Annotated in this window: 21 protein-coding genes; 10 read left to right on the plus strand and 11 right to left on the minus strand. The window is 36.2% G+C overall.

Features of this window, described 5'->3' with window-relative positions; all coding sequences use genetic code 11:
* The first annotated feature begins 282 nt into the window (after window positions 1-282).
* The 7 genes from ACSBFT_RS12605 to ACSBFT_RS12635 all read left to right on the plus strand — a co-directional run bounded on the left by ACSBFT_RS12605 (window position 283) and on the right by ACSBFT_RS12635 (window position 10119).
* Complete coding sequence (locus ACSBFT_RS12605) at window positions 283-3999, plus strand: BamA/TamA family outer membrane protein (protein ID WP_489600897.1); 3717 nt, start codon at window positions 283-285, stop codon at window positions 3997-3999.
* Window positions 4000-4514: 515 nt separating this feature from the next.
* Window positions 4515-5723: a Pycsar system effector family protein gene (locus tag ACSBFT_RS12610; RefSeq protein ID WP_489600898.1), complete on the plus strand. Its 1209-nt coding sequence runs from the start codon at window positions 4515-4517 to the stop codon at window positions 5721-5723.
* Window positions 5724-5898: 175 nt separating this feature from the next.
* Window positions 5899-6261 carry a DUF427 domain-containing protein gene (locus ACSBFT_RS12615; RefSeq protein ID WP_489600899.1) on the plus strand — a complete coding sequence of 121 codons (363 nt, stop codon included), beginning with the start codon at window positions 5899-5901 and terminating at the stop codon, window positions 6259-6261.
* A gap of 616 nt (window positions 6262-6877) precedes the next feature.
* On the plus strand, window positions 6878-8260 hold the full coding sequence (locus ACSBFT_RS12620; protein WP_489600900.1) for an NAD-dependent succinate-semialdehyde dehydrogenase: 1383 nt from the start codon (window positions 6878-6880) through the stop codon (window positions 8258-8260).
* Window positions 8261-8594: 334 nt separating this feature from the next.
* The gene (locus tag ACSBFT_RS12625) at window positions 8595-8951 is read left to right on the plus strand and encodes a heavy-metal-associated domain-containing protein (protein WP_489600901.1); all 357 of its coding nucleotides are present in this window, start codon (window positions 8595-8597) and stop codon (window positions 8949-8951) included.
* Window positions 8952-8962: 11 nt separating this feature from the next.
* Complete coding sequence (locus ACSBFT_RS12630; RefSeq protein WP_463045326.1) at window positions 8963-9397, plus strand: hypothetical protein; 435 nt, start codon at window positions 8963-8965, stop codon at window positions 9395-9397.
* A 332-nt stretch (window positions 9398-9729) separates the two neighbouring features.
* Complete coding sequence (locus ACSBFT_RS12635) at window positions 9730-10119, plus strand: DUF302 domain-containing protein (RefSeq protein WP_463045325.1); 390 nt, start codon at window positions 9730-9732, stop codon at window positions 10117-10119.
* A gap of 1479 nt (window positions 10120-11598) precedes the next feature.
* Here the strand turns inward: ACSBFT_RS12635 and ACSBFT_RS12640 are convergent.
* From ACSBFT_RS12640 to ACSBFT_RS12650, 3 genes are read right to left on the minus strand one after another with little or no spacing between them, the layout of a single operon-like run.
* Window positions 11599-12633: a glycoside hydrolase family 43 protein gene (locus tag ACSBFT_RS12640; protein WP_489600902.1), complete on the minus strand. Its 1035-nt coding sequence runs from the start codon at window positions 12631-12633 to the stop codon at window positions 11599-11601.
* A gap of 17 nt (window positions 12634-12650) precedes the next feature.
* Complete coding sequence (locus tag ACSBFT_RS12645) at window positions 12651-14075, minus strand: MFS transporter (RefSeq protein WP_489600903.1); 1425 nt, start codon at window positions 14073-14075, stop codon at window positions 12651-12653.
* Window positions 14076-14098: 23 nt separating this feature from the next.
* On the minus strand, window positions 14099-15199 hold the full coding sequence (locus ACSBFT_RS12650; protein ID WP_489600904.1) for an endo-1,4-beta-xylanase: 1101 nt from the start codon (window positions 15197-15199) through the stop codon (window positions 14099-14101).
* 567 nt (window positions 15200-15766) lie between these two features.
* Between ACSBFT_RS12650 and ACSBFT_RS12655 the strand changes: the two genes are divergently transcribed.
* Entirely contained in the window at window positions 15767-15880 is a 114-nt protein-coding gene (locus ACSBFT_RS12655; protein WP_489604836.1) for a hypothetical protein, read from the plus strand.
* 181 nt (window positions 15881-16061) lie between these two features.
* Here ACSBFT_RS12655 and ACSBFT_RS12660 read toward each other — a convergent pair whose 3' ends face one another.
* From ACSBFT_RS12660 to ACSBFT_RS12675, 4 genes are all read right to left on the minus strand, one after another.
* A complete protein-coding gene (locus ACSBFT_RS12660; RefSeq protein ID WP_489600905.1) occupies window positions 16062-16331 on the minus strand; it encodes a hypothetical protein in 270 nt (89 codons plus the stop codon).
* Window positions 16321-17109 (minus strand): hypothetical protein, encoded by a 789-nt coding sequence (locus tag ACSBFT_RS12665; protein WP_489600906.1) that lies wholly within the window; start codon window positions 17107-17109, stop codon window positions 16321-16323. The genes ACSBFT_RS12660 and ACSBFT_RS12665 overlap by 11 nt, the downstream gene beginning before the upstream one ends.
* A gap of 178 nt (window positions 17110-17287) precedes the next feature.
* Window positions 17288-17770: a hypothetical protein gene (locus tag ACSBFT_RS12670; protein ID WP_489600907.1), complete on the minus strand. Its 483-nt coding sequence runs from the start codon at window positions 17768-17770 to the stop codon at window positions 17288-17290.
* Complete coding sequence (locus ACSBFT_RS12675; protein WP_489604837.1) at window positions 17739-18293, minus strand: hypothetical protein; 555 nt, start codon at window positions 18291-18293, stop codon at window positions 17739-17741. The genes ACSBFT_RS12670 and ACSBFT_RS12675 overlap by 32 nt, the downstream gene beginning before the upstream one ends.
* Between ACSBFT_RS12675 and ACSBFT_RS12680 the strand changes: the two genes are divergently transcribed.
* Window positions 18199-18498, plus strand: coding sequence for a hypothetical protein (locus ACSBFT_RS12680; RefSeq protein ID WP_489600908.1), 300 nt, complete (start codon window positions 18199-18201; stop codon window positions 18496-18498). The genes ACSBFT_RS12675 and ACSBFT_RS12680 overlap by 95 nt on opposite strands.
* On the opposite strand, the gene ACSBFT_RS12685 is transcribed toward ACSBFT_RS12680, so the two are convergent.
* The 4 genes from ACSBFT_RS12685 to ACSBFT_RS12700 form a co-directional block, all read right to left on the minus strand.
* Window positions 18493-18993 (minus strand): hypothetical protein, encoded by a 501-nt coding sequence (locus ACSBFT_RS12685; protein WP_489600909.1) that lies wholly within the window; start codon window positions 18991-18993, stop codon window positions 18493-18495. The two genes, ACSBFT_RS12680 and ACSBFT_RS12685, sit on opposite strands and share 6 nt — an antisense overlap.
* Window positions 18962-19141: a hypothetical protein gene (locus tag ACSBFT_RS12690; RefSeq protein ID WP_489600910.1), complete on the minus strand. Its 180-nt coding sequence runs from the start codon at window positions 19139-19141 to the stop codon at window positions 18962-18964. Before ACSBFT_RS12690 ends, ACSBFT_RS12685 begins: the two co-directional genes overlap by 32 nt.
* 530 nt (window positions 19142-19671) lie before the next feature.
* Complete coding sequence (locus tag ACSBFT_RS12695) at window positions 19672-20196, minus strand: hypothetical protein (RefSeq protein WP_489600911.1); 525 nt, start codon at window positions 20194-20196, stop codon at window positions 19672-19674.
* Window positions 20165-20674, minus strand: a complete 510-nt coding sequence (locus ACSBFT_RS12700) for a hypothetical protein (protein WP_489604838.1) — start codon at window positions 20672-20674, stop codon at window positions 20165-20167. The genes ACSBFT_RS12695 and ACSBFT_RS12700 overlap by 32 nt, the downstream gene beginning before the upstream one ends.
* Here ACSBFT_RS12700 and ACSBFT_RS12705 point away from each other — a divergent pair.
* Complete coding sequence (locus tag ACSBFT_RS12705) at window positions 20589-20768, plus strand: hypothetical protein (protein ID WP_489600912.1); 180 nt, start codon at window positions 20589-20591, stop codon at window positions 20766-20768. The genes ACSBFT_RS12700 and ACSBFT_RS12705 overlap by 86 nt on opposite strands.
* Window positions 20769-20821 lie beyond the last annotated feature (53 nt).

Consider the following 20821-nt stretch of genomic DNA (forward strand, 5'->3'; position numbering starts at 1 on the left):
ATATACCAGGTCAAAAAAAGATTCTCCACTTGAAATCTTAATCTAGCCAAGCTCCTTCAACCCAGTTTATGCATTGGAGAATCGTAATGAGTTTTAAAGTGGAATAAATCAGGCATTCAAATGAGATTAGCATAGCGGTTTACCCTGAGCTAAAGCCGAAGGGTTCTGGTGATTGAGTTTAAATGAGTTTACGAACTGATTTGAAGCAATTTAGTTACGGTCCCGATAGCTATCGGGAGGTTTTCTAATGAATAAAGCGGATCCAAATATTAAACTTAGAAAATGAAAAACGGACAAAGCTCAAAATGTATTTTGGGTCTATTTCTTATCCTTACCATGACTTTGGGTTGTGCAAAAAAGGGTGTGCAAATATCTGGGAATATTGAACGATTTTCTCCTGAATCAAAAAAGGCGTTGGTGCATCAGGTTATCCTTGGGGGTGATGCTGCACACGATAAAAAAGGATTGTCGCCAAAGCTATCCGTTATGATGCAAAAGCTATTTGACGAGGCCGGTGCTAATGCGACCCTTCTAATGCTCGGTGACAATATCAAATCAATTGAAGGAAAAGAGTACCCAAAAAAATTGAACACCAAAGCTAACCTTGCTTTGATGAAGATGATTAAACCATTCAAAGGCAAAACCTATTTTTTGCCTGGGGATACAGAATGGTTGAAAAATGACCAGGAAGGTGTCAATATTGTTGAAAGTTGGGTGCAGGATAAATTGCTCAAAAAGGATAATTTTATTCCTGACGATGGTTGCCCCGGCCCTGATGTGAAAGAAATAAATGAACAACTGGTCATCATAGCTTTTGACTCCCGGTGGTTTATTGAGGACTGGAATAATAACGAACGGCACAACGAATCCTGCGATATAAGATACCGAAGCGATCTCTTGCTCGCATTGACCAACGAAATTAAAAAATACTACCTCACCCATAATGTCATCCTCGCCATGCATCATCCGGTTATCAGTACCGGAAGACGAGGTGGGTTTTCCAGCGTTAAGGATCATTTTTTTCCGTTTTCTAATATGGATAGGCATTTCCCTCTACCCCTACCTATCATCGGCTCTATAGCTACTTTTATAGGCAAAAAAATACCTGCTCGCCTGGATATTGAGCATCCTGTTTATAAAGAAATGACCACCGCAATCAAAAGTTACACAAGAAATTTTCCTGGATTAATTATTGTGTCTGGGCATGAATTCAACCTTCAATACCACAAAGTCAAAGAGCAACATTATGTAATCAGCGGAGCACTTAGCAATTCAGCAGCAGTATCCTTGGCAGATAATGCCCGCTTTACTTACGGAGGTCTGGGTGTTTCCCGATTAAATATTTTTGAAGATGGTTCGGTGGAACTGGAGTTTATAAAGCCTGGAGAAAACAATGCCCCAGAAGTCATCTTTCGAAGCATGATCAAGGAAGCTCTGCCAACACTCGATGAACTTACCCCCGATAGTTATCCACTTTACGAGCAACTCAAAGATTCTGTAGTCGTGACCATTAGCAAAAACCCAAAGGTCCGAAAATATTCAGAAAGCCTTTGGGGGAAATTGAATACCGATTTATATTACTTACCAGTCAAACTACCTGTACTAAATCTGGATACTGCAAGAGGTGGGCTTAATCCATTTAGAAGAGGAGGAAGCAATCAAACCAACTCCGTCAGGCTAATGGATAAAGATGGTCGACTCTACCAGATCCGATCGCTAAAAAAGAATCCACAGAAACTCCTTCCTTTTCCTTTTAATAAAACATTTGCAACTGATCTTGCCGCAAAACAAATGACCGCAGGGAACCCATTTGGAGCCATCACTTTGTCACCAATGGAAGATGCCATTAATATTTATCATAGCAATCCTCAATTGGTGTTTGTCCCCAAACAACCTGGACTTAAGGAATACAATGACATGGGCAATGAAGTCTATCTTCTGGAAGAAAGACCCGATGAAGACTGGAGTACGCTAGATAGTTATGGCAACTCAAAAAACATCATCAGCCATTTTAATATGCGGGAAGATTTATTGGATAATGATAAATCAGAAGTAAATCAGGAGATGGTTTTGAGGTGCCGCCTATTTGATATGCTTATTGGCGATTGGGACCGGCATGATGACCAATGGCGTTGGGCAACTTTCGAAGAAGATGGAGTGATGAAGTATGATCCTGTGCCTAGAGACCGGGATCAGGTCTATGCGATGTATGGAGGACTGATTCCTAATTATCTAAGGACAACCTTGCCGTTTTTGCATTCCCTTCAAAAATTCGAAGCAGAGATAAAAGATAAAAATGTAAAATGGATCAATCAGCAATCCCGAAATTTTGACCGCTTATATTTAAATCAATTAGATTGGAATACCTGGCAAGCACAGGTGAGTTTTATGCAAGCACAATTGACTGACAGTATTATTTATGCTGCGGTTAGTAGGTTTCCTAAAGAAGTCAAAGCTTCGCCGCTGGATAATGAAATAGCCAGGAAATTAAAACTGAGGCGAGATGATTTGATGAATACCGCAAAGATTTATTTTTCTTTTTTAAATAAAAAGATAGAAATTCCCGGCACACACAAAGACAATCTATTCCACATAGAACGGCTTGATAATCAAAATACTAAAGTATCGGTCTATGAATATAAAAACGATAAAGCAGAAAAAGATTTGATTTACGAGCGTATGATCAGCCATGAGACTACCGAAGATATTCATTGTTTTGGCTTGGACGGTGATGATGTTTTTATAGTGGACGGCGAAGTATCAAAGGGCATTAAAATCCGATTGATCGGGGGTAATGGAAATGATAGCTACCAGGATAATAGTAAAGTCAATGACTTTTCTAAAAAAACGATCATTTATGACCAAAAAAATAAAGGGTCGAAGATTAATAAATCGGGAGAAACCGCAAAACACCTTAGCGGTCGCTATAGATTAAATAATTACCGTTATAAGAAGCATCAATATAATTACGGTTTTTTTGTGCCTTTGTTCGGATTCAACAGTGATGAAGGTTTTAAATTGAAAGGCTCATATATTGCAAAAACCTATACCTTTCGAAAGCAGCAAGATCACTCCTTAAATGCTTCCTTTGCTTTTGGAAATCAAGGTTTTGAAATTGGATATCAAGGCGTTTATCATAATACTTTGGGCCAGACAGCGATGACGATCGATGCACATGTACGCCGGCCAAAATTTGTTTTTAATTTTTATGGCCTGGGAAATTCAACGCTAAATTATTTCAAATCTTCACAATACTTTAGAGTGGCAGAAGAGAGTATTTATTTCTCCCCAGGGATTAGAAGGTACTTTACTAAATATAAAAAAAGTTTTGTATCGCTGGCTCCTACTTATGAACAGATAAAAATTCAGCAAATTGATGATAAGTTTTTAGCGGAGAATTTATCCGAAGTAGAACCCGAAGTATTTGAGAAACAGAATTACGGAGGCTTAAAGCTAAATTTCAATTATGCGAATATTGATCGAATCACTTTCCCTCGCAGAGGTTTGTTTTTAGATGCAAGCACAAAATTTAATAGCCATCTCAAACAAGATGCAAAGCAATATGTTAGATTAAGTACTGAAACAGGTTTTTATCAACCAATTGGTAGGAAGACCAATGTCATCCTGGCAAGTAAATTAGGTTTTGATCATCTAATCGGTGATTTTAATTTTTATTATGCTAATCGAATTGGCGGTGAAAATAACCTCAGGGGGTTTCCAAATCAACGCTTTACCGGCCAAACTTCTTTTTACCACAGTACAGATTTGCGAATGAGTTTATTCAATACTTTTATCGGAAAGTTACCCGTCACGATAGGAGTAACAGGTGGCTTTGACTATGGCAGGGTGTGGATCGAAAATGACGACTCCGATCAATGGCATACCAGCTATGGAGGGCAAGCGTGGATTAGCCCTTTAGGGTACTTTGTTATTTCTTCCGGTGTATTTTTCTCAGATGAAGGTCGAAGGTTTAGTTTGAAATTTGGTTTTGATTTTTAAACCCGGTTTATGCATTGGAGAATCGTAATGAGTTTTAAAGTGGAATAAATCAGACATTTAAACGAGATTAGCATAGCGGTTTTCCCTGAGATAGTGTCGAAGGGTTCTGGTATTGAGTTTAAATGGGTTAACGCCTGTACTGAGTCCTAAGTGTAGGGCACATCACCTCAACGCCACAATAACAAAAAGACTGCTTTAATCGAAAAAACCGTAAACTATTTTCACAGGTAACCTTCCGTTATTTTAAGTTTTTACCTCCCCGAACATTTTTCATATGTGAGAATTATGCAAGCATTATTATTAATTGTGCAACACAACTATTCGATCTATGTCCTACTTTGCTCAAAGGATATTTCATCCAATTATCTAATTAAAAACTAAATAATAACGTCCATACAAACAGTTAATTCTAACACAAGAAACGCTAATGTCTTTCAAAGAAACGACATCGGAGGTCTTGTTTTTGTAGCCTTGCTCAAGTTTATCCACGTTAGGCTTAGTTAAAATTTTATATAATGGAAATGAATAAAGCAAGATTACCAATTAAATATTCCGTTGATTCATCAATATTGAATGAGTCCGTTGAATATGTTCAAGTTTTATTTAGCGAAAAGGAGAAATTTCCGATGTTCCATAGTTTACAATATATCAAGGAATCGGCAGAGGTAGCTATTGATTTGGCAAAGGAGTATAAGCAAAGTGAAACAGAAACTGAAATTTTACTGCTAGCGATTTGGTTTTATATGGCCGGATTCAAAATCAACCCGAAGAAATTTGAGCAAGAAAGCGTAAATATTTGTAAAACTTTTTTGACAGAAAAGAAATATCCGGAAAAAAAGATTTCAGAAGTACTTGACTTGCTAGAGAAACCCTTTTCAAGTACGAACTCTTTAAACTCTCAAATATTTCATGATGCACTGATCTCTTATAAAGGGAAGAAAAGATTTTTCAGGAAACAGGAATTGCTACGAATAGAACGTGAAAATTTATTTAATAAAGTATATACAGATCATGCTTGGTCAAAAATTGTATATGCCCTGCTCATTAAATGCACATTTTTTACAGATGCTGCGAAAGTTAAGTATCAGAAAAGAAAAATTAAAAACATTAGTGAGCAAAGAACTGAAATCAGCAAAGCTCGAAAAACAACTACGAGAAAAAAGACGGGAAAGGAATTCGGTAGAGGGGTGGATACACTATATCGTACCAGTTACAGCAATCATATTAAGTTAAGTGCTATTGCCGATGGAAAAGCGAATATGATGATAAGTATCAATACAATAATCTTGTCGGTTATAGTGACGTTGACAGGAGCTAGATTTACTTTAAATGATGTTTTTGTTACCGAATATTTACGCTTCACCATTCCTATTGCGATTCTGCTTATAGCGGCCTTGATTTCAGCCATTTTCGCTATTCTTTCTGCAAGACCAAAGGTGACGGAGGAAAAAGTCAATATTGAGAAAGCTGATAAAGGCAAATCAAGCCTACTATTCTTTGGTAATTTCATTCAAATACCTCTCGAAGATTATGTAAACCACCTTTCTCAGTTAAAAGTAAGCGAGCAAGATTTATATGATAGCATGTCGATTGATATGTATTTTTTGGGAAAAATTCTAAAGAAGAAATTTGATTTATTGAAATGGTCTTATAACTGTTTCATGTTCGGGATAATTCTTAGTGTTGTAATATTCATTTTCATTTTCTTACAGGCTATGTGGTAATTATTACGAATGTTCACTTGGACACAAGCTGATCTTCATTTTGGTGGTCAAAGCGTTCAGATTATGGTCGTGAACTATCAGTCCTAGGGATTCAAGAGTTTGTTAATAAAAAACTCATTCGAGTAAGCGAACTGAATGATCCATTTTAAAAAAAAATAACAATTAATCTAAAGACATGGAAGAAAAAAGGCATTACGCAGTAATAGACAATTTTGATAGAAAATTGACTTTAAAATATTTGGATGAGATAATCGTAGAAAGTACGAGTGCCTTAATTTTAAAAGAAGTTGGGAAAAGTGTCTACGATCCTGTATTGTACATTCCTAAGGAAGATATTCGAATTAAACTAGTCCTAGAGCCAAATCGCCAAAGCCATTGTCCAATTAAAGGTGATGCTACCTATTGGAATATTGAAGGGAAGTTTACTGACAACTATTTTGCTTGGAGTTATGAAGAAGCATTGCCTCGCACTAAAAAGATTCAAGGACATGTCGCTTTCAATATGGAATATATTACACTTATATCTGAACCAATTTAAAAGACTTAATCTCCACTAGAATAGTAAGCAATAGGAAAACCATTGAGTAGCAAAGTTATTTAAAGCTTTATAGAGAAAGATGTGTTTTGCTGTTTTTACAATCAGCAAACATAACTCAATAGTCTCACGATAAGCTTATTGAATCCTCAGTAATGTGTGAATCATGTAAATATTCCAAAAAATCGTATAACATATATCGGGTTACAGGTGATTAACTTGAAACTTTAATAGAAAACACAAATTATGAAAAAAGTACTTATAACGCTAGACTATGCTCCTACCTCCTAAAAAGTTGCTGAAACTGGTTTTAATATAGCTAAAGCGATGCACGCAGAAATTGTATTGCTGCATGTGATCAATTGATTTGGAAAATGAAAAAGTCAGCCCATACTGTATCTATTTGTCACACATTTTCTAATGTGTGAATTATATAAGCATCGTCATTATTTGTGTAAAACAATTTACTAAAGAAGACCTCACCTTTAGAAAGTCTAGTTAAAAGCATTCTACAAATTTGGTCAAGACATTCCGAAGAATTGGAAGGTTATTCTTTGGCTTTGGCTAAACTAAAAGTGGAATATCCGCTATGAGATTACAATTAAAAAACGATTAGAAGATGTCAATTCAAACAGTTAATCCCAATACAAATAAGAAAGGAAAGTCCTTTGAAGAAATGACGGAAAAGGCCGTTGACGGAAAGGTTACCAAAGCACAGGCCACTTTCACGGATTGGAAAGAAACCAGCTACCAACAACGAGCTGTTTTATTACATAAAGTAGCTAAGCTCATGCGTGCTAAGAAAGCAGTACTTGCCAAAACCATCACTTTAGAGATGGGTAAACTCTTGGCTCAGGCTGAGGCAGAAATTGACTTGAGTGCCGATATCATTGATTATTATGCAGAACATGGGGAAGCCTTTCTTGCCGATAAAGTACTTAACCCAGAATATGGAACCGCTATTATTCGAAGTAGTCCCATTGGGGTATTGTTAGGTGTGATGCCGTGGAATTTTCCTTTCTATCAGGTAGCTCGGTTTGCAGCTCCTAATATTATGGTGGGCAATACCATTTTGCTTAAGCATGCCTCCATCGTTCCACAATGTGCAGCTGCCATTGAAGAGCTTTTCAAAGAAGCTGAAGCTCCTGAAGGACTGTATACCAATTTATTCATCACTGGCAAACGTGCATCCGCATTGGTTTCAGATAAAAGAATAAAAGGGGTTTCCTTAACGGGAAGTGAAGAAGCAGGTGCAAGTATTGCCATGGAAGCCGGAAAACATTTGAAAAAAGTGGTGCTCGAACTCGGTGGTAACGATGTGTTCATTATACTGGAAGATGCCGATATGGAAAAAACAGTGGAATGGGCCGTGGTTGGCAGAATGAATAACAACGGTCAGTGCTGTGTGGCCTCAAAGCGGTTTATCGCTGTGGAAGCTATAGCAGAAGAGTTCATTCAAAAGTTCAAGGACAAGTTATCAAAAATGAAAGTGGGTGATCCGATGGATCCCGTTACAGAGTTAGGCCCTTTAAGTAGTGAAGCAGCGGCTGTTCATTTAGCTGATCAGGTGAAACGTTCCGTTGATGAAGGAGCAAAAGTTTTACTGGGTGGTAAACGGGCAGACCGTGAAGGTGCCTTTATGGAACCTACCATACTCACCGATTTGAAGCCTGGCATTGCTGCTTACCATGAAGAATTATTTGGTCCGGTGGCCTCCTTCTATGTCGTAAAAGACGAAAAGGCTGCCATTGTTCTAGCCAATGATTCTGTCTTTGGTCTGGGTGCTTCTGTTTTTACACAAGATATCAAACGTGGAAAAAGAGTAGCTGACCAAATCGATACCGGAATGGTTTTCATCAATCATCCTACATGGACACAAGCCGATCTTCCTTTTGGTGGAACGAAGCGTTCAGGCTTTGGTCGTGAACTATCAGCGTTAGGAATTCAGGAGTTTGTTAACAAAAAACTCATTCGAGTAAGCGAACTGAATGATCCATTTTAAAAGAATTATAGTATATAAAGAAAGTAACAAATAAAGTAATTAGCGGTAAACACGCTGCTAAAATTTATTAAAAGAACTCGTTTATAATATATAAAATATGATGCACAAAGGATATCACATTAGAGGAATGCAGCGTATTTGATGGATCGTTTGGGTTACTGTTATCTTTTGGATTTTCGCTATGCCCTGCGGTTTACCTGGCCAGCGAAAGAAAAAGATTCACCGCTCCACATTTTACAAAAGAGAATAGCTATTGGTCAAATGAGGAATATCATGAGACAAGAAAGCTTCTCGAAAAAAAATAATTATTATTCATATTGACATAAAAAAAACTATGGAAAATTTAATTTCAACTACTTACACCGTTATTGGCATGAAAACAGGAGACTGTGCCACAATTTTACAAAACATACTTACTGATATTGAAGGTGTAATTTCAGTAAAAATTGACTCAGAAAAAAAGCAGCTTCAAATCACATCAAAAGAGGTTTTAGATGTTGAAACTTTGCAGAAAGCAACTGTTGATACAGACTATTACATTTCAGAATTTAAGCCATATACTAAGACGGCTTCGCCATATCGCAGTGCTGTAGATAGTGCAAAACAAAAACACAATGCCTCTGGAGATGTAGATGGCGGCGACGATGGTTTCTTGAATTCAGGCCCTGTTACAGATTATACGTCAGATTAATCAATCAGAAAATGAAACCATTTAAAGAACTCACAGAATCTCAAAATAAAGAATTACTAAAACTTCCTTGTTTTATATCGCTTCTAGCGGCTAATAATGACAATAAATTGGATGCCAAAGAAATGCAAGCAATTATCAAGTTTTCGCACATCAAAACTTATTCCTGCAATCCTTTACTTTTTAGTTTTTACAAAGAAGCCGATATATATTTTGAAAATAATATAATGCACTTAGATAAGGACTTGCCTTCAGAAAAATTAGCAAGAGAAGCCGCTATAAACAAAGAATTATTTATTCTCGAAAACTTAGTATTGAAACTGGAAGAGGAGTATGTGTCTGCAATTCATAGCAGTATGAACTCATTTAAAGAACACGTGTTGCGGGCCCATCATAATATACTGGCAGATTTTATATTTCCTATTCCGATAAAGGGATTGTCTAATTAAAAAACTAATAATATGAAAATGGAATATGAGTTACTTGGAATGAGTTGTGGTAGCTGTGCGAGGAATACAAAAAGGGCATTGATGCAGGTGCCTGCTGTTATAGATGGGGAAGTCCATCTGAATCCGTAGTGAGCCATTATCACCATAAATAGATTTATAGCTACTGAACAATAGCAAACCCAACTTAATATAGCAGTTCGTTATACCATTAAAAAAGTTGTTTTATTCTTCAATTTCATAACTAGAAGGAGTCATCTAAGGAATTTTGCTATAATTCAGCATTACTATTTTAATTGTTATAACAAAAAACACCATAATAAAAACCATCCAGTATGAATTACTATCATTCAAAATTACTTGTAGATATAACCTTCGATGAAGCCATAGAAAAAATTACAGAGGCTCTGAAAACAGAAGGCTTTGGCATTCTTACAGAAATTGATATCAAAGCCACACTAAAGAAAAAGCTTGATGTGGATTTTTATAATTATAAAATCCTTGGGGCTTGCAATCCACCATTTGCCTACAAAGCCTTACTCGCAGAAGATAAAATTGGAACCATGCTGCCCTGTAATGTTATAGTTCAGGAAAAATTAGCAGGACAGATAGAGGTTTCTGCCGTTGACCCTGCAGCCTCAATGCAGGCAGTAGAAAATGAAGAACTAGTTGACATAGCCACGGAAATAAGAGCACGGTTGCAAAAGGTCATTGAGGAGTTGTAGAATTTAATTCACTTACATTGAATAGAAACTTTTAATAAATAGAATCATGATCGATTCCTCACCCACATTTACCCGGTTTATGCATTGGAGAAACGTAATGAGTTTTAACGTGGAATAAATCAGACAATTAAAGAATGTTAGCATAGCGTTTACCCTGAGCCAATGTCGAAGGGATCTGGTGATTGAGTTTAAATGGGTGTAGCCTGTGCTGAGCTAGACGAAGTATACTGATTTGAAGCAATTTAGCTACGACCCCGATAAAATCGGGAGATTTTCTAATGAATAAAGCGGGTTTAAAATACCTCCATGCATTTGAAAAAGTAGCAGAAATAGTACATTCATTTTTTGCAGATATCGTCATGAACGAACCATAAAGTTCTTATAAGTAGGAGATTTTCAAAAGTTGCTGTCCGCAAAGGGGGAATTACAGGGTTGATATTGAAATCCATTTGAAACTCGGCATTTCAAAAATTATCGCCTTTACATAAGGAATGATTTTTTGTGATAACATTCAGAAAGAATTCATATTTCCCAAAAACAAAAAATGGCATGATTGGTTTTACTCCCATTATAGCATTTAAAATTACGACTAACAAAGGTGCTAGTCGTATCAATAACCTGGATGGTTTCCTACCGGTTTTGTTAGACCTCGTTTTGCTTTTGGGTTTCACATTTAGACACAAGCTTAAACCTTAAATTTATATGTAATGGAATTAATTATCGGAAGTATAGGACTAATTATATTTTTCATTTATTCATTACTCCATTTCAATAATCTAGGTAATGAAGAAAGACCTGACAATAAACTTGGACTTCAAAATTACTATCTCACAAAGAGAGATAATTTTACCGTAAAACGAAGTCGTAATAGGCTCAACCTATTTCGTGTACCGGCCAAAATAGTGCAATTATTTAAAAACAGATTGAATAATCTCGAAAGGTATAAGTAATATAGAGAGTAGTATCGCATTGGTTTATAAAGCAGGCGTGAGATATTTTTTAGACATTATTAAGGTCTTCCAAATAAATCGGATAGATTAAAAATAAAGCAAACTAGTTTTGATTTAAAACGAACAATTTGTGTTTGAAACGATGAATCGCGATTAAAGTTGATAAAGGCAGTGAATTCGTTAATAAATCTCCGGACAAATGGAGCCAATACTTTCTGAAAAATAAATAAGCTTGGATTCTCTACTATTGATATTCAGTTGTCTTGTTTTTGGGAAAGGGTCTTAAATTCCCAGTTCCCCTTGGTATCGGCCGTGGTTTTTGCCCTTTCAAGGATATGGAAATTTTCTTTTTAGGAAAAGCCAAGCCAAAAAAAATCTCTGTCTCGTCTTGCTGCAATACCATGTGATCAGAAATGACCGACGGTACTTTCTCCTGAGCAAATGCAATAAAAAAATGAAAGAATTAGACCTATCGTTGTCGAAGCGTAAGGATATCTAAAAGGAAACCGTCAAGATTTCCTTTTTTGGGTTAGCTATAAGGCACTAAGGTTTGAATAGTGCCGTCCTCGTTATAATGTATTTGAGCCACTTTTACACTTCTTAGGTGCGTAACACCCTCAGATAAGCTAGAATCATGGTAGAATAAATACCATTTGCCTTCTACCTCACAGATAGAATGATGCGAGGTCCAGCCCACCACAGGCTCCAATACTTTACCAGCGTAGATAAATGGACCATAGGGATTATCACCTACAGCATAGCAGATAAAATGACTATCACCTGTGGAATATGAGAAATAGTATTTCCCATTGTATTTATGCATCCATGCGGCTTCAAAAAACCTTCTATCGATATCTCCCTGAAGTAATGGAACGCCTTTTTCATCTAAAATTACTAGGTCTTTAGCCTCATGTGCAAATTCTAGAAGGTCGTCAGTCATTTTCGCTACTTTAGGGCAAAGAGCTGGTTCATTGTCTGCCGGTAGGTGAGCAAAAGGGCTTTCAGCTTGCGATGCATTGAATTTGCCTTCTCTCCAACGCTGCAATTGCCCTCCCCAGATTCCACCGAAATACATGTAGTATTCGCCATCGTCATCTTTAAAAACGGCAGGATCAATGGAAAAACTATCTTTGATAGCTTCAGGCTGTGGTGTAAAAGGCCCAATTGGCGAATCGCTTACCGCTACACCTATTTTAAAGATTCCATCATAACCTTTGGCCGGAAAAAACAAATAGTATTTGCCGTCTTTTTCATTGGCATCTGGTGCCCACATCTGCTTATCTGCCCAAGGTACCTCATTTACATGCAAGGCCACACCATTGTCTAAAGCTTCACCGTCCACCTTATCCATGGAAATAACATGGTAGTCTTCCATAGCAAAGTGACTTCCCAAATCATCAAAGGCCTCTCCAGCATCGACATCATGTGATGGGTAAATGTAGATTTTGCCATTAAATACATGTGCAGAGGGGTCTGCCGTATAAATGTTTTTGATTAATGGCTGGGAAATCGCTTTTTCATTTAACTCTTTAAAATCAATATGTTCTATGCTATTTTCTGGCATTTCGATAATAGGTAATTTTAATTTTCTTGTCTTCTGATTTTTAATTCTGATTCTAGTTTCAACTCCATGGCTTTGTTTATTTTATAGAAAAATAAAAGCCCTACAGCCATCAAAAATGGAACCGCTGGAAAAATACTCACCAGCATTTTGATGCCGTTTATGGTTTCGGCAGATTGCTCGCTACTCGACTGAGGTACGTAGTTAAAGATTCCTAAAATTAGCGTTAGCAAGGAGCTACCAATGCTTAAGCCACCTTTCAGACCTACCATCATGGCAGAGAAAATAATGGCCGTGGCTCTGCGATTATTTAGCCATTCTGAATAATCCGCTACGTCAGCTATCATGGTCCATAGGATAGGGGTGCTGATGCCATAGAAAAACATATGTAAAATCTGAGAACCAAATATGAGACCTACTGACTGCGGCGGAAAGAAGTAAAATACTATAATGAATAGCGTAGAGACAAGGAGCGATGCTCCAAATACATTTCTTTTTCCATACTTATCTGCCAATGTTTTGGATAGCATGATACCTATAAGGCCGATTAAAATACCACCACCGTTAAAAACACCAAGACCCATAGAAATGTCATTTTCAAAGGCCGGCAAATACGGTTTTAATGGAGCCAAAAAGCCAGTTAAGGCGTCTTGACTAACATAGTTTTCAAAATAATACACATAAGATCCACCTTTAAGTGCCAGTGTGATGAATACCAAAGTAGTAACTACCAGCATGATGATCCATGGGATGTTTTTAAATAAATCTCCCAAATCTTCTTTCAAAGTGGATTTCTGCTCGGGTTTAGGCACAACTCTTTCTTTGGTGGTAAAAAAGGTAATCAGAAGCATTACAGTACCAACAATGGCCAATATGGTCATCACTTTTTCGATTCCCACGGCTTTATCTCCATCACCCGCTTTTAGGATGAGGTTATACATAAACACTTGCACAAAAAACTGCGAGAACATCACTGCCACAAAACGATAGGCTGAAATGCTATTACGCTCCGCCATATCACCAGTGATAACCCCACTTAAAGCGGAGTAAGGAAGGTTATTGGCAGCATAAAGAAGCAATAATAAACTATAGGTGATAACCGCATAAATGACTTTCCCTTTATAAGAAAAATCAGGAGTACTAAAGGCTAATAATGCTGCTAAACCGAGCGGTAGGGCTGTCCACAAAATCCAAGGCCTAAATTTACCCCAGCGAGTACTGGTGCGGTCTGCTACGGCCCCCATCACTGGGTTAAACACAAAAGCGGCAAAAAGACCCACAAAAAGAGTCACCAAGGTGGCATCTTCAGGTTTTAGACCATAAATATCTGTATAGAAATAAGCCAGGTAGGTCACTAGTGTTTGAAACACCAGATTAGCAGCCAAATCTCCCAGACTATAGCCTACTTTTTCTAAAACAGAAAGTTTTTGAGATTGATTACTCATAAAAGCTCAACGGTTAAAGGGTTCTAATTTTTAAGATTCATAACTGAAAAATATGCCTTTTTAGGCTCGTAATTTCTATCAAAAAGCAATGGATAGTTAGTTCTACCTTTGATAGGAAAACCATTTAACCAAGAGTGCCCGTCATTTATGCCCCAAAAGGTTACACGACTGATGTTATCTTTGTATTTCAAAAACAGTTTGAATAAATCTTCGTATTTATTTGCTAGTTTTTGGTCTATTTCCGCTGGCAATCCTGAAGTATAAGGATTCATCTTTTCGCTTCCTTCAAAATTTTGGTTCACATCTGCACCTTGCAAATCCCAAGGGTTAGGGAGTACGGTCAAATCTAGTTCAGTAAATGCAATTTTGATACCTAGGGCTGCATAATCTTTTATGGCATCTTCTATTTCTGCCAAATCTAAAGTATTGATGCTCCAGTGTCCCTGTATACCTACACCGTCAATTTTGACACCCTCACTTTGGAGTTTTTTAATCAATTTTATCGCCCCTTTGCGTTTAGCAGCCTGCTCAATATTGTAATCATTATAGTATAATTCAGCTTTAGGGTCGGCTTTTGCAGCCAGTACGAATGCATCTTTAATAAAGTCTTCTCCCAGCGTTTTCGAAAAGACCGATTCACGTAGCGTACCGTCTTCATTAAGGGCTTCGTTTACTACATCCCAACTATCAATTTTACCTGCATATCTTCCTACCACTGTAGCGATGTGCTCTTCCATAAAACCTTTTACCTGCTCTGCGTTAGTCATTTCACTTACAAAACTAGGAAGCTGCGAATGCCATATCAATGTATGACCTACCACAAACATCTTATTGTCCTTACCATAGTTCACGTATTTATCTGAAAGTTCAAAATTGTATTTGTCTATCGCAGGGTGAATCACCTCTGCTTTCATGATATTTTCTGGTGTGATAGCGTTAAACTGTCCTTTGATTATTACATCAGCTTTGGCGTCTTTTTGGAGAATGTGCGGAGTTCCTAATGCTGTACCCATCAAAAAGTCATCTTTGTAGGAGTCCTTTAAATTTTTGGGTAATACTTGAGAGCATGAGAACATTGCCACCAAGCAAAGGCATGATAATGTGCTTAAATGAAGGTTTTTCATAAGTTTGAATAGTTACTGCTTATTTAGAAATATAATTTAGATTGGTTTTATTAGATGAATTACAATGTTTTACTTATTGAATATTTGATAAACAACTGCCTTTCATGTTGTTAGAAAAGAAAATTTCAAAATTAAAATTTAATGTGAAAGTTCTCTTCTATTTTAAGTGTCAATATAACACTTATTGTTAAATTCATACTACTATGCCAATATTTAATGATAGTTTTAGAATACTGATAGCTATTATCTACACCTAGCGTTTCATTGAATTTCAACAGCTTTAAGAGATGGTGTCTATCTTGTAGCAATTAACGGATCAAGAACAAAAGTTGGGGGTAGCTATGAAATTCTGAATTTTGAGAAAACTTAAAAAGTCAAGATTTGGCAGAATTAGCAAAGCTATTATGACCTGAATTGTTAGTGGATAATTCCAATCCGATAAAGGTCGACAAGGACTGAAATTCTGCGAATTTATTAAGGCGAGAAGTTGGAGACCTCAGAGGAATTATCAGAACCAAACTTCATTCAAAAGGCTTCTATGATGAAATAACCATCCAAGACTTTCCTATTCGTAATTACAAAGTGTTCCTTCACTTAAAACGTCGTAAATGGAAGGATTTGGAAACAGGAATGAGCGTAACAAGAAATCGCGAAATACGAGGAGTTCGAATTTCAGTATGACGAAAAAGACAATTACTTTAATCAATTTATAGAAACAGAGTTCCCCCTTTTCACTTTTGATGTTTTGTTTCTTTCTAAGAATAATTTAGTGGCCGTGAAGTCTAATTTCCAAAACAAAGTTTCTAAAATAGATGTTGAATCTGATGAAGAGAACAAACCAACCCTCCGAACTATTTCTGAGCTAGTAGGTGGTCAATGGACCGCAAAAAGAGAAGAAGAATATGCTTATTGGGAGTAGACCTGCACAAAGATATTTCATTGCCCTTTCATAGCGTAAAGTGCCATCTTCATCCCAGTACTTGACGCCCATATATTTATTGTTTTCATTCCAAAAAGAACTCTTCATTAAATACAAGTCTCCCGTTTGACTGTAATAGTCATGCCTGCTGACCGTACCGCTTTCATGGTATTCATAGCCTTCTTTTAGGCGGTATGAGCTCTCATCTTTCATACTCTTTTATTACTTCACCTTTAGGGTTATACTCGTATTTGGTATAGGTGTTAAAAGTGGTGGTATAGAGCCTTAGCACATTTACTTTTTTCTGCAAAATATTATTACTGTCATAAATAAAGACGTCAGATTCTCCACCTCTTTTTATTTCTGCCAAAAGGCCAGAATCATCATAAATGTACATGGTTTGGCTTTCTCCTAAATTATCAGAAGTATAAATAACATGACTTATTTGACCATCTGGTCTAAAGAATGTCTCATATTTAAAAGCGGACTCCCCATTATATAAAAAATGGTAAAGTATTTCATTTTCTCCTTCATAGGTATGAATTTGCTCCGAATGGCTAGCCGCATCCTGTTCTACTTCTTTTGTTAATCTGTTTTCTACATCAAATTCTTGAATTAGTAGAAAATCAGGGTCATTAAATTTGGTCTCCGTAGTTCTGAAAAGCTCTCCTGTTCTGTGATATTCATACACTATTTTGCCACTTTCTGTGCCTTGATAAGAGATAATAGATTCCTTTATTTGAATACCCTCATAAGTATTCTGATAAGTGTAGATATATGCTGTACCAGCAGAATTTATATAAGTGTAATTGGTTTTATTTAAAAACTCATCAAACTCATAAATTTCATCGGTATTTATAGAGCCATAATTCAATTTTGTCTCCTGCTGAATAACACACTTTTCTAAGTAATTCTTAGCAGGTGCTACCTCTTCATTTTTAGAACAAGATATGGCAGCTAAGGCTAGAATAGCCAAGAATTTAAGTTGCATGGAGGTTTTGTAAATTTAAAGCTATTTGAATATTTTATTAAGAACGACTTACGATTTTTGCAGCATGAGTTTTGACAATTACAAGGTCACTTAATCATTATATATTCTGTAATAATAAATACCGCAGTGTCCCTTTTAGCAGACACTGCTGAGGGGAATATAATCAACCTAAATTCTCCTAATAACCAATATATGTTTCAATTTCCGATGGTAATTCAGAAAGGATTGGGTTTTTCATTTTACTTAAATATACAACCCCCCAAGTGCTAGGTACATCTATCTTTACTTCTTTATTTATTGTATCTTTTACAATATAAGGTCTACTGAAAATTGTATACACTATCGTATCTTTTTTTACCTCAATAATTTTATAACTTCCCCAAGACGTTATTAACTTATTACCCCAACCAACTCTTAAATAGTCGTTGAATGGCGAATACAAAGTGTCATTTCGAAAATGAAAACTTGCTAACCTGCCGTAAAGAGTTAATTCATATGCCGCATGTGCCTTGGTAAAATCACCTTTGGAATAGTCATAGCTATAAACTTTCCAATACCCATTTTGCAATTTTAAGTATGCTAATAGGCTATTGGAGTTTGGAAGAATCAATATCAATAGAAAAATGAAACTAATCCCCGTAATTTTTGATACTCGTGTCATACTTTAAATAATCTTCGTTTGAAATCCATGTTTCATTAAATCTAATTTCTAATCCATAATCTTTAATGGTTTCCCTGCTACCCGCTGGATATGTGTAAGTTAACCTGATTCTGTCACTCGTTTTGGTGCTGACTAAGCCCATATTATGAATAAGAACAGCCTCGGCGGTGTTGGTTCTCCCTTGTTCGTTGTAATGATGAAGTAATCGTTGACCGACACCAACAATCGTTGACATCTGTTTTGCATCAGTGCAATTAACAAAATTGGGGTTTTCAACCTCCTTCATATAAACTAATGCGTGCGTCAAAAAGCTTTTCGGAACCTTATCAATATTATTTTGTCTGTGCTGGTTCTCATATAACAAGGTACTTAACAAATTAAATTTTTGAGAAAGACTTTCATTAATTCCGCCGTTTCTATTGATATATATGTTTTCACCAATAGTAAAAGCAGGATTTACAGAAGCTAGTTTATCCGCTGTGCGAGGTCTTCCTGACCTCGTATTGGTGTTGATAGGTCTTATGACCTATATGATGAATTCTACCACTGGTCAATATCCAAAATGGCTCAGCTGCAATTTATGCAAATCTAATGTTAGGCTGTTTCGGGTAATGGAATTTGTGCAAAGAAAATACCACAGTGTGCCGTTTAGGCTTACTGCGGAGGGGGAAATGCCACCATGCCATTTTCAGGAGACACGGAAGCAGGAAGAAAGTCCCCTGTTATAAAGAAAAATCCTGAGGAGAGACTTCAATCTTTTCATAAATAATAAGAGGATCCAATACAGGTTTTAAAAAAATAAGCTGTTTACGAAAACTCTTTGTTTTTATTGGAGCTTTTGATTTATCACATTGACAATCATCCTTCCACAAATCAGTTATGAAAACTACCGAATCTTTAGAATGATAAACCATTTTGATACTTTCTTGCATTTCTAAATTTTGCCAACCAAAAACATTGTAAGGTAATTTTTTACTTACGAAAAATGTATCCTCTTTATAACGGGGATGTTCATAAGTCAAATCGCCATCGAATTTTAAAAAACCAATTGTTTCATAATTTCGCTGTTTAGAATTATAACTTTTAACTTCCCAAAGTTTAGACGATAAATTACTTAGGTGATACCAAACTAAAACTCGGAATGATCCAAACAATAGAATCAATATTAAAAAAAGAAAAACAATGAACTTCCTAGTCTCCATATCTTGAAATATTTTTATCATTTTTTATCTCATAATGCTTATTATTAAAGTCTATTCTAATCGTTGCATGATCTAAATAATAATTAGGCACAAATGTCAAAACAAAACCTATATTCAATTGGTTGACCTTTAAGATCTCTGCCTTCAAACCATCCTCAAAATCAAGCATTCCAGTATTGTATTCTCGGATTAACCTTTTCGCAAAACCAGTTACGGTACTTAACTTATAATCGTCCTGACAATTCTGAAAATTGGAATTCCGCTGTGCGAGGTCTTCCTGACCTCGTATTGGTGTTGATAGGTCTTATGACCTATATGATGAATTCTACCACTGGTCAATATCCAAATGGTACACTAAAAACGTCTACCCCAATCTACAACAGTAAATGTTAGAAAATGAATATCACCTTAATTTGATATCCTCCTTTCGTTTGACTTTGAATCATGATTGTAATATAAGGAATTCCTTAATATCGGTCTGAAGACCGCCTGTCACACGTACAAGGTCGGAAGACCTTGCACAGCGAGTTTTGTGAAATTAAAACTATTTGAATATTTTATTGAGAACGACTTACGATTTTTGAAGCGTGAGTTTTGATAATTACAAGGTCACTTAATCATTATATTCTGTAATAATAAATACCGCAGTGTCCCTTTTAGGAGACACTGCTGAGGGGAATATAATCAACCTAAATTCTCCTAATAACCAATATAAGTTTCAATTTCAGATGGTAATTCATGCAAGATAGGGTTTTTCATTTTCGTCATATAAAGAACTTCCCATGCATTTGGAACGTCGGTTTTTATCTCTCTGTCAATCGTATCTTTAATTATATATGGCCTGCTGAAAATTGCATAGACAATAGTATCCTTTTTTACATCAATTATCTTGAAACTACCCCAAGGAGTTTTTAACCTATTGCCCCATGAAATTCTCAAATAATCATCATTAGGAGAAAAAAGCGTATCATTTCTAAAATGGAAACTAGTAACTTCACCATTTAAAGTCATTTTATTAGCCTTGAATGGTTTAGTATATTCACCCTTGGTAAAGTCATAACTAAATACTTGCCAGTAACCACTTTGTAGCTGAAAATATGCCTGAATAGCATTAAGGTTAGGACTTACCATAATAATAACGATACTTAGGATTATACTAATCCCCGTAATTTTTGATACTCGTGTCATATTTTCAATAATCTTCGTTTGAAATCCATGTTCCATTAAATCTAATTTCTAATCCATAATCTTTAATGGTTTCCCTGCTACCCGCTGGATATGTGTAAGTTAACCTGATTCTGTCACTCGTTTTGGTGCTGACTAAGCCCATATTATAAATAAGAACAGCCTCGGCGGTGTTGGTTCTCCCTTGTTCGTTGTAATGATGAAGTAATCGTTGACCGACACCAACAATCGTTGACATCTGTTTTGCATCAGTGCAATTAACAAAATTGGGGTTTTCAACCTCCTTCATATAAACTAATGCGTGCGTCAAAAAGCTTTTCGGAACCTTATCAATATTATTTTGTCTGTGCTGGTTCTCATATAACAAGGTACTTAACAAATTAAATTTTTGAGAAAGACTTTCATTAATTCCGCCGTTTCTATTGATATATATGTTTTCACCAATAGTAAAAGCAGGATTTACAGAAGCTAGTTTATCCGCTGTGCGAGGTCTTCCTGACCTCGTATTGGTGTTGATAGGTCTTATGACCTATATGATAAATTCTACCACTGGTCAATATCCAAATGGTGCACTAAAATCGTCTACCCCAATCTACAACAGTAAATGTTAGAAAATGAATACCACCTTAATTTGATATCCTCCTTTCGTTTGACTTTGAATCAT

It is taken from the genome of Arcticibacterium sp. SM2516, from assembly GCF_057914865.1.

Coding starts and splice junctions, on each gene's coding strand:
- ACSBFT_RS12605 (WP_489600897.1), top strand. CDS start 283: ATGAAAAACGGACAAAGCTCAAAATGTATTTTGGGTCTATTTCTTATC.
- ACSBFT_RS12610 (WP_489600898.1), top strand. CDS start 4,515: ATGGAAATGAATAAAGCAAGATTACCAATTAAATATTCCGTTGATTCA.
- ACSBFT_RS12615 (WP_489600899.1), top strand. CDS start 5,899: ATGGAAGAAAAAAGGCATTACGCAGTAATAGACAATTTTGATAGAAAA.
- ACSBFT_RS12620 (WP_489600900.1), top strand. CDS start 6,878: ATGTCAATTCAAACAGTTAATCCCAATACAAATAAGAAAGGAAAGTCC.
- ACSBFT_RS12625 (WP_489600901.1), top strand. CDS start 8,595: ATGGAAAATTTAATTTCAACTACTTACACCGTTATTGGCATGAAAACA.
- ACSBFT_RS12630 (WP_463045326.1), top strand. CDS start 8,963: ATGAAACCATTTAAAGAACTCACAGAATCTCAAAATAAAGAATTACTA.
- ACSBFT_RS12635 (WP_463045325.1), top strand. CDS start 9,730: ATGAATTACTATCATTCAAAATTACTTGTAGATATAACCTTCGATGAA.
- ACSBFT_RS12640 (WP_489600902.1), bottom strand. CDS start 12,633: ATGCCAGAAAATAGCATAGAACATATTGATTTTAAAGAGTTAAATGAA.
- ACSBFT_RS12645 (WP_489600903.1), bottom strand. CDS start 14,075: ATGAGTAATCAATCTCAAAAACTTTCTGTTTTAGAAAAAGTAGGCTAT.
- ACSBFT_RS12650 (WP_489600904.1), bottom strand. CDS start 15,199: ATGAAAAACCTTCATTTAAGCACATTATCATGCCTTTGCTTGGTGGCA.
- ACSBFT_RS12660 (WP_489600905.1), bottom strand. CDS start 16,331: ATGAAAGATGAGAGCTCATACCGCCTAAAAGAAGGCTATGAATACCAT.
- ACSBFT_RS12665 (WP_489600906.1), bottom strand. CDS start 17,109: ATGCAACTTAAATTCTTGGCTATTCTAGCCTTAGCTGCCATATCTTGT.
- ACSBFT_RS12670 (WP_489600907.1), bottom strand. CDS start 17,770: ATGACACGAGTATCAAAAATTACGGGGATTAGTTTCATTTTTCTATTG.
- ACSBFT_RS12680 (WP_489600908.1), top strand. CDS start 18,199: ATGTTTTCACCAATAGTAAAAGCAGGATTTACAGAAGCTAGTTTATCC.
- ACSBFT_RS12685 (WP_489600909.1), bottom strand. CDS start 18,993: ATGATAAAAATATTTCAAGATATGGAGACTAGGAAGTTCATTGTTTTT.
- ACSBFT_RS12690 (WP_489600910.1), bottom strand. CDS start 19,141: ATGCTTGATTTTGAGGATGGTTTGAAGGCAGAGATCTTAAAGGTCAAC.
- ACSBFT_RS12695 (WP_489600911.1), bottom strand. CDS start 20,196: ATGGAACATGGATTTCAAACGAAGATTATTGAAAATATGACACGAGTA.
- ACSBFT_RS12705 (WP_489600912.1), top strand. CDS start 20,589: ATGTTTTCACCAATAGTAAAAGCAGGATTTACAGAAGCTAGTTTATCC.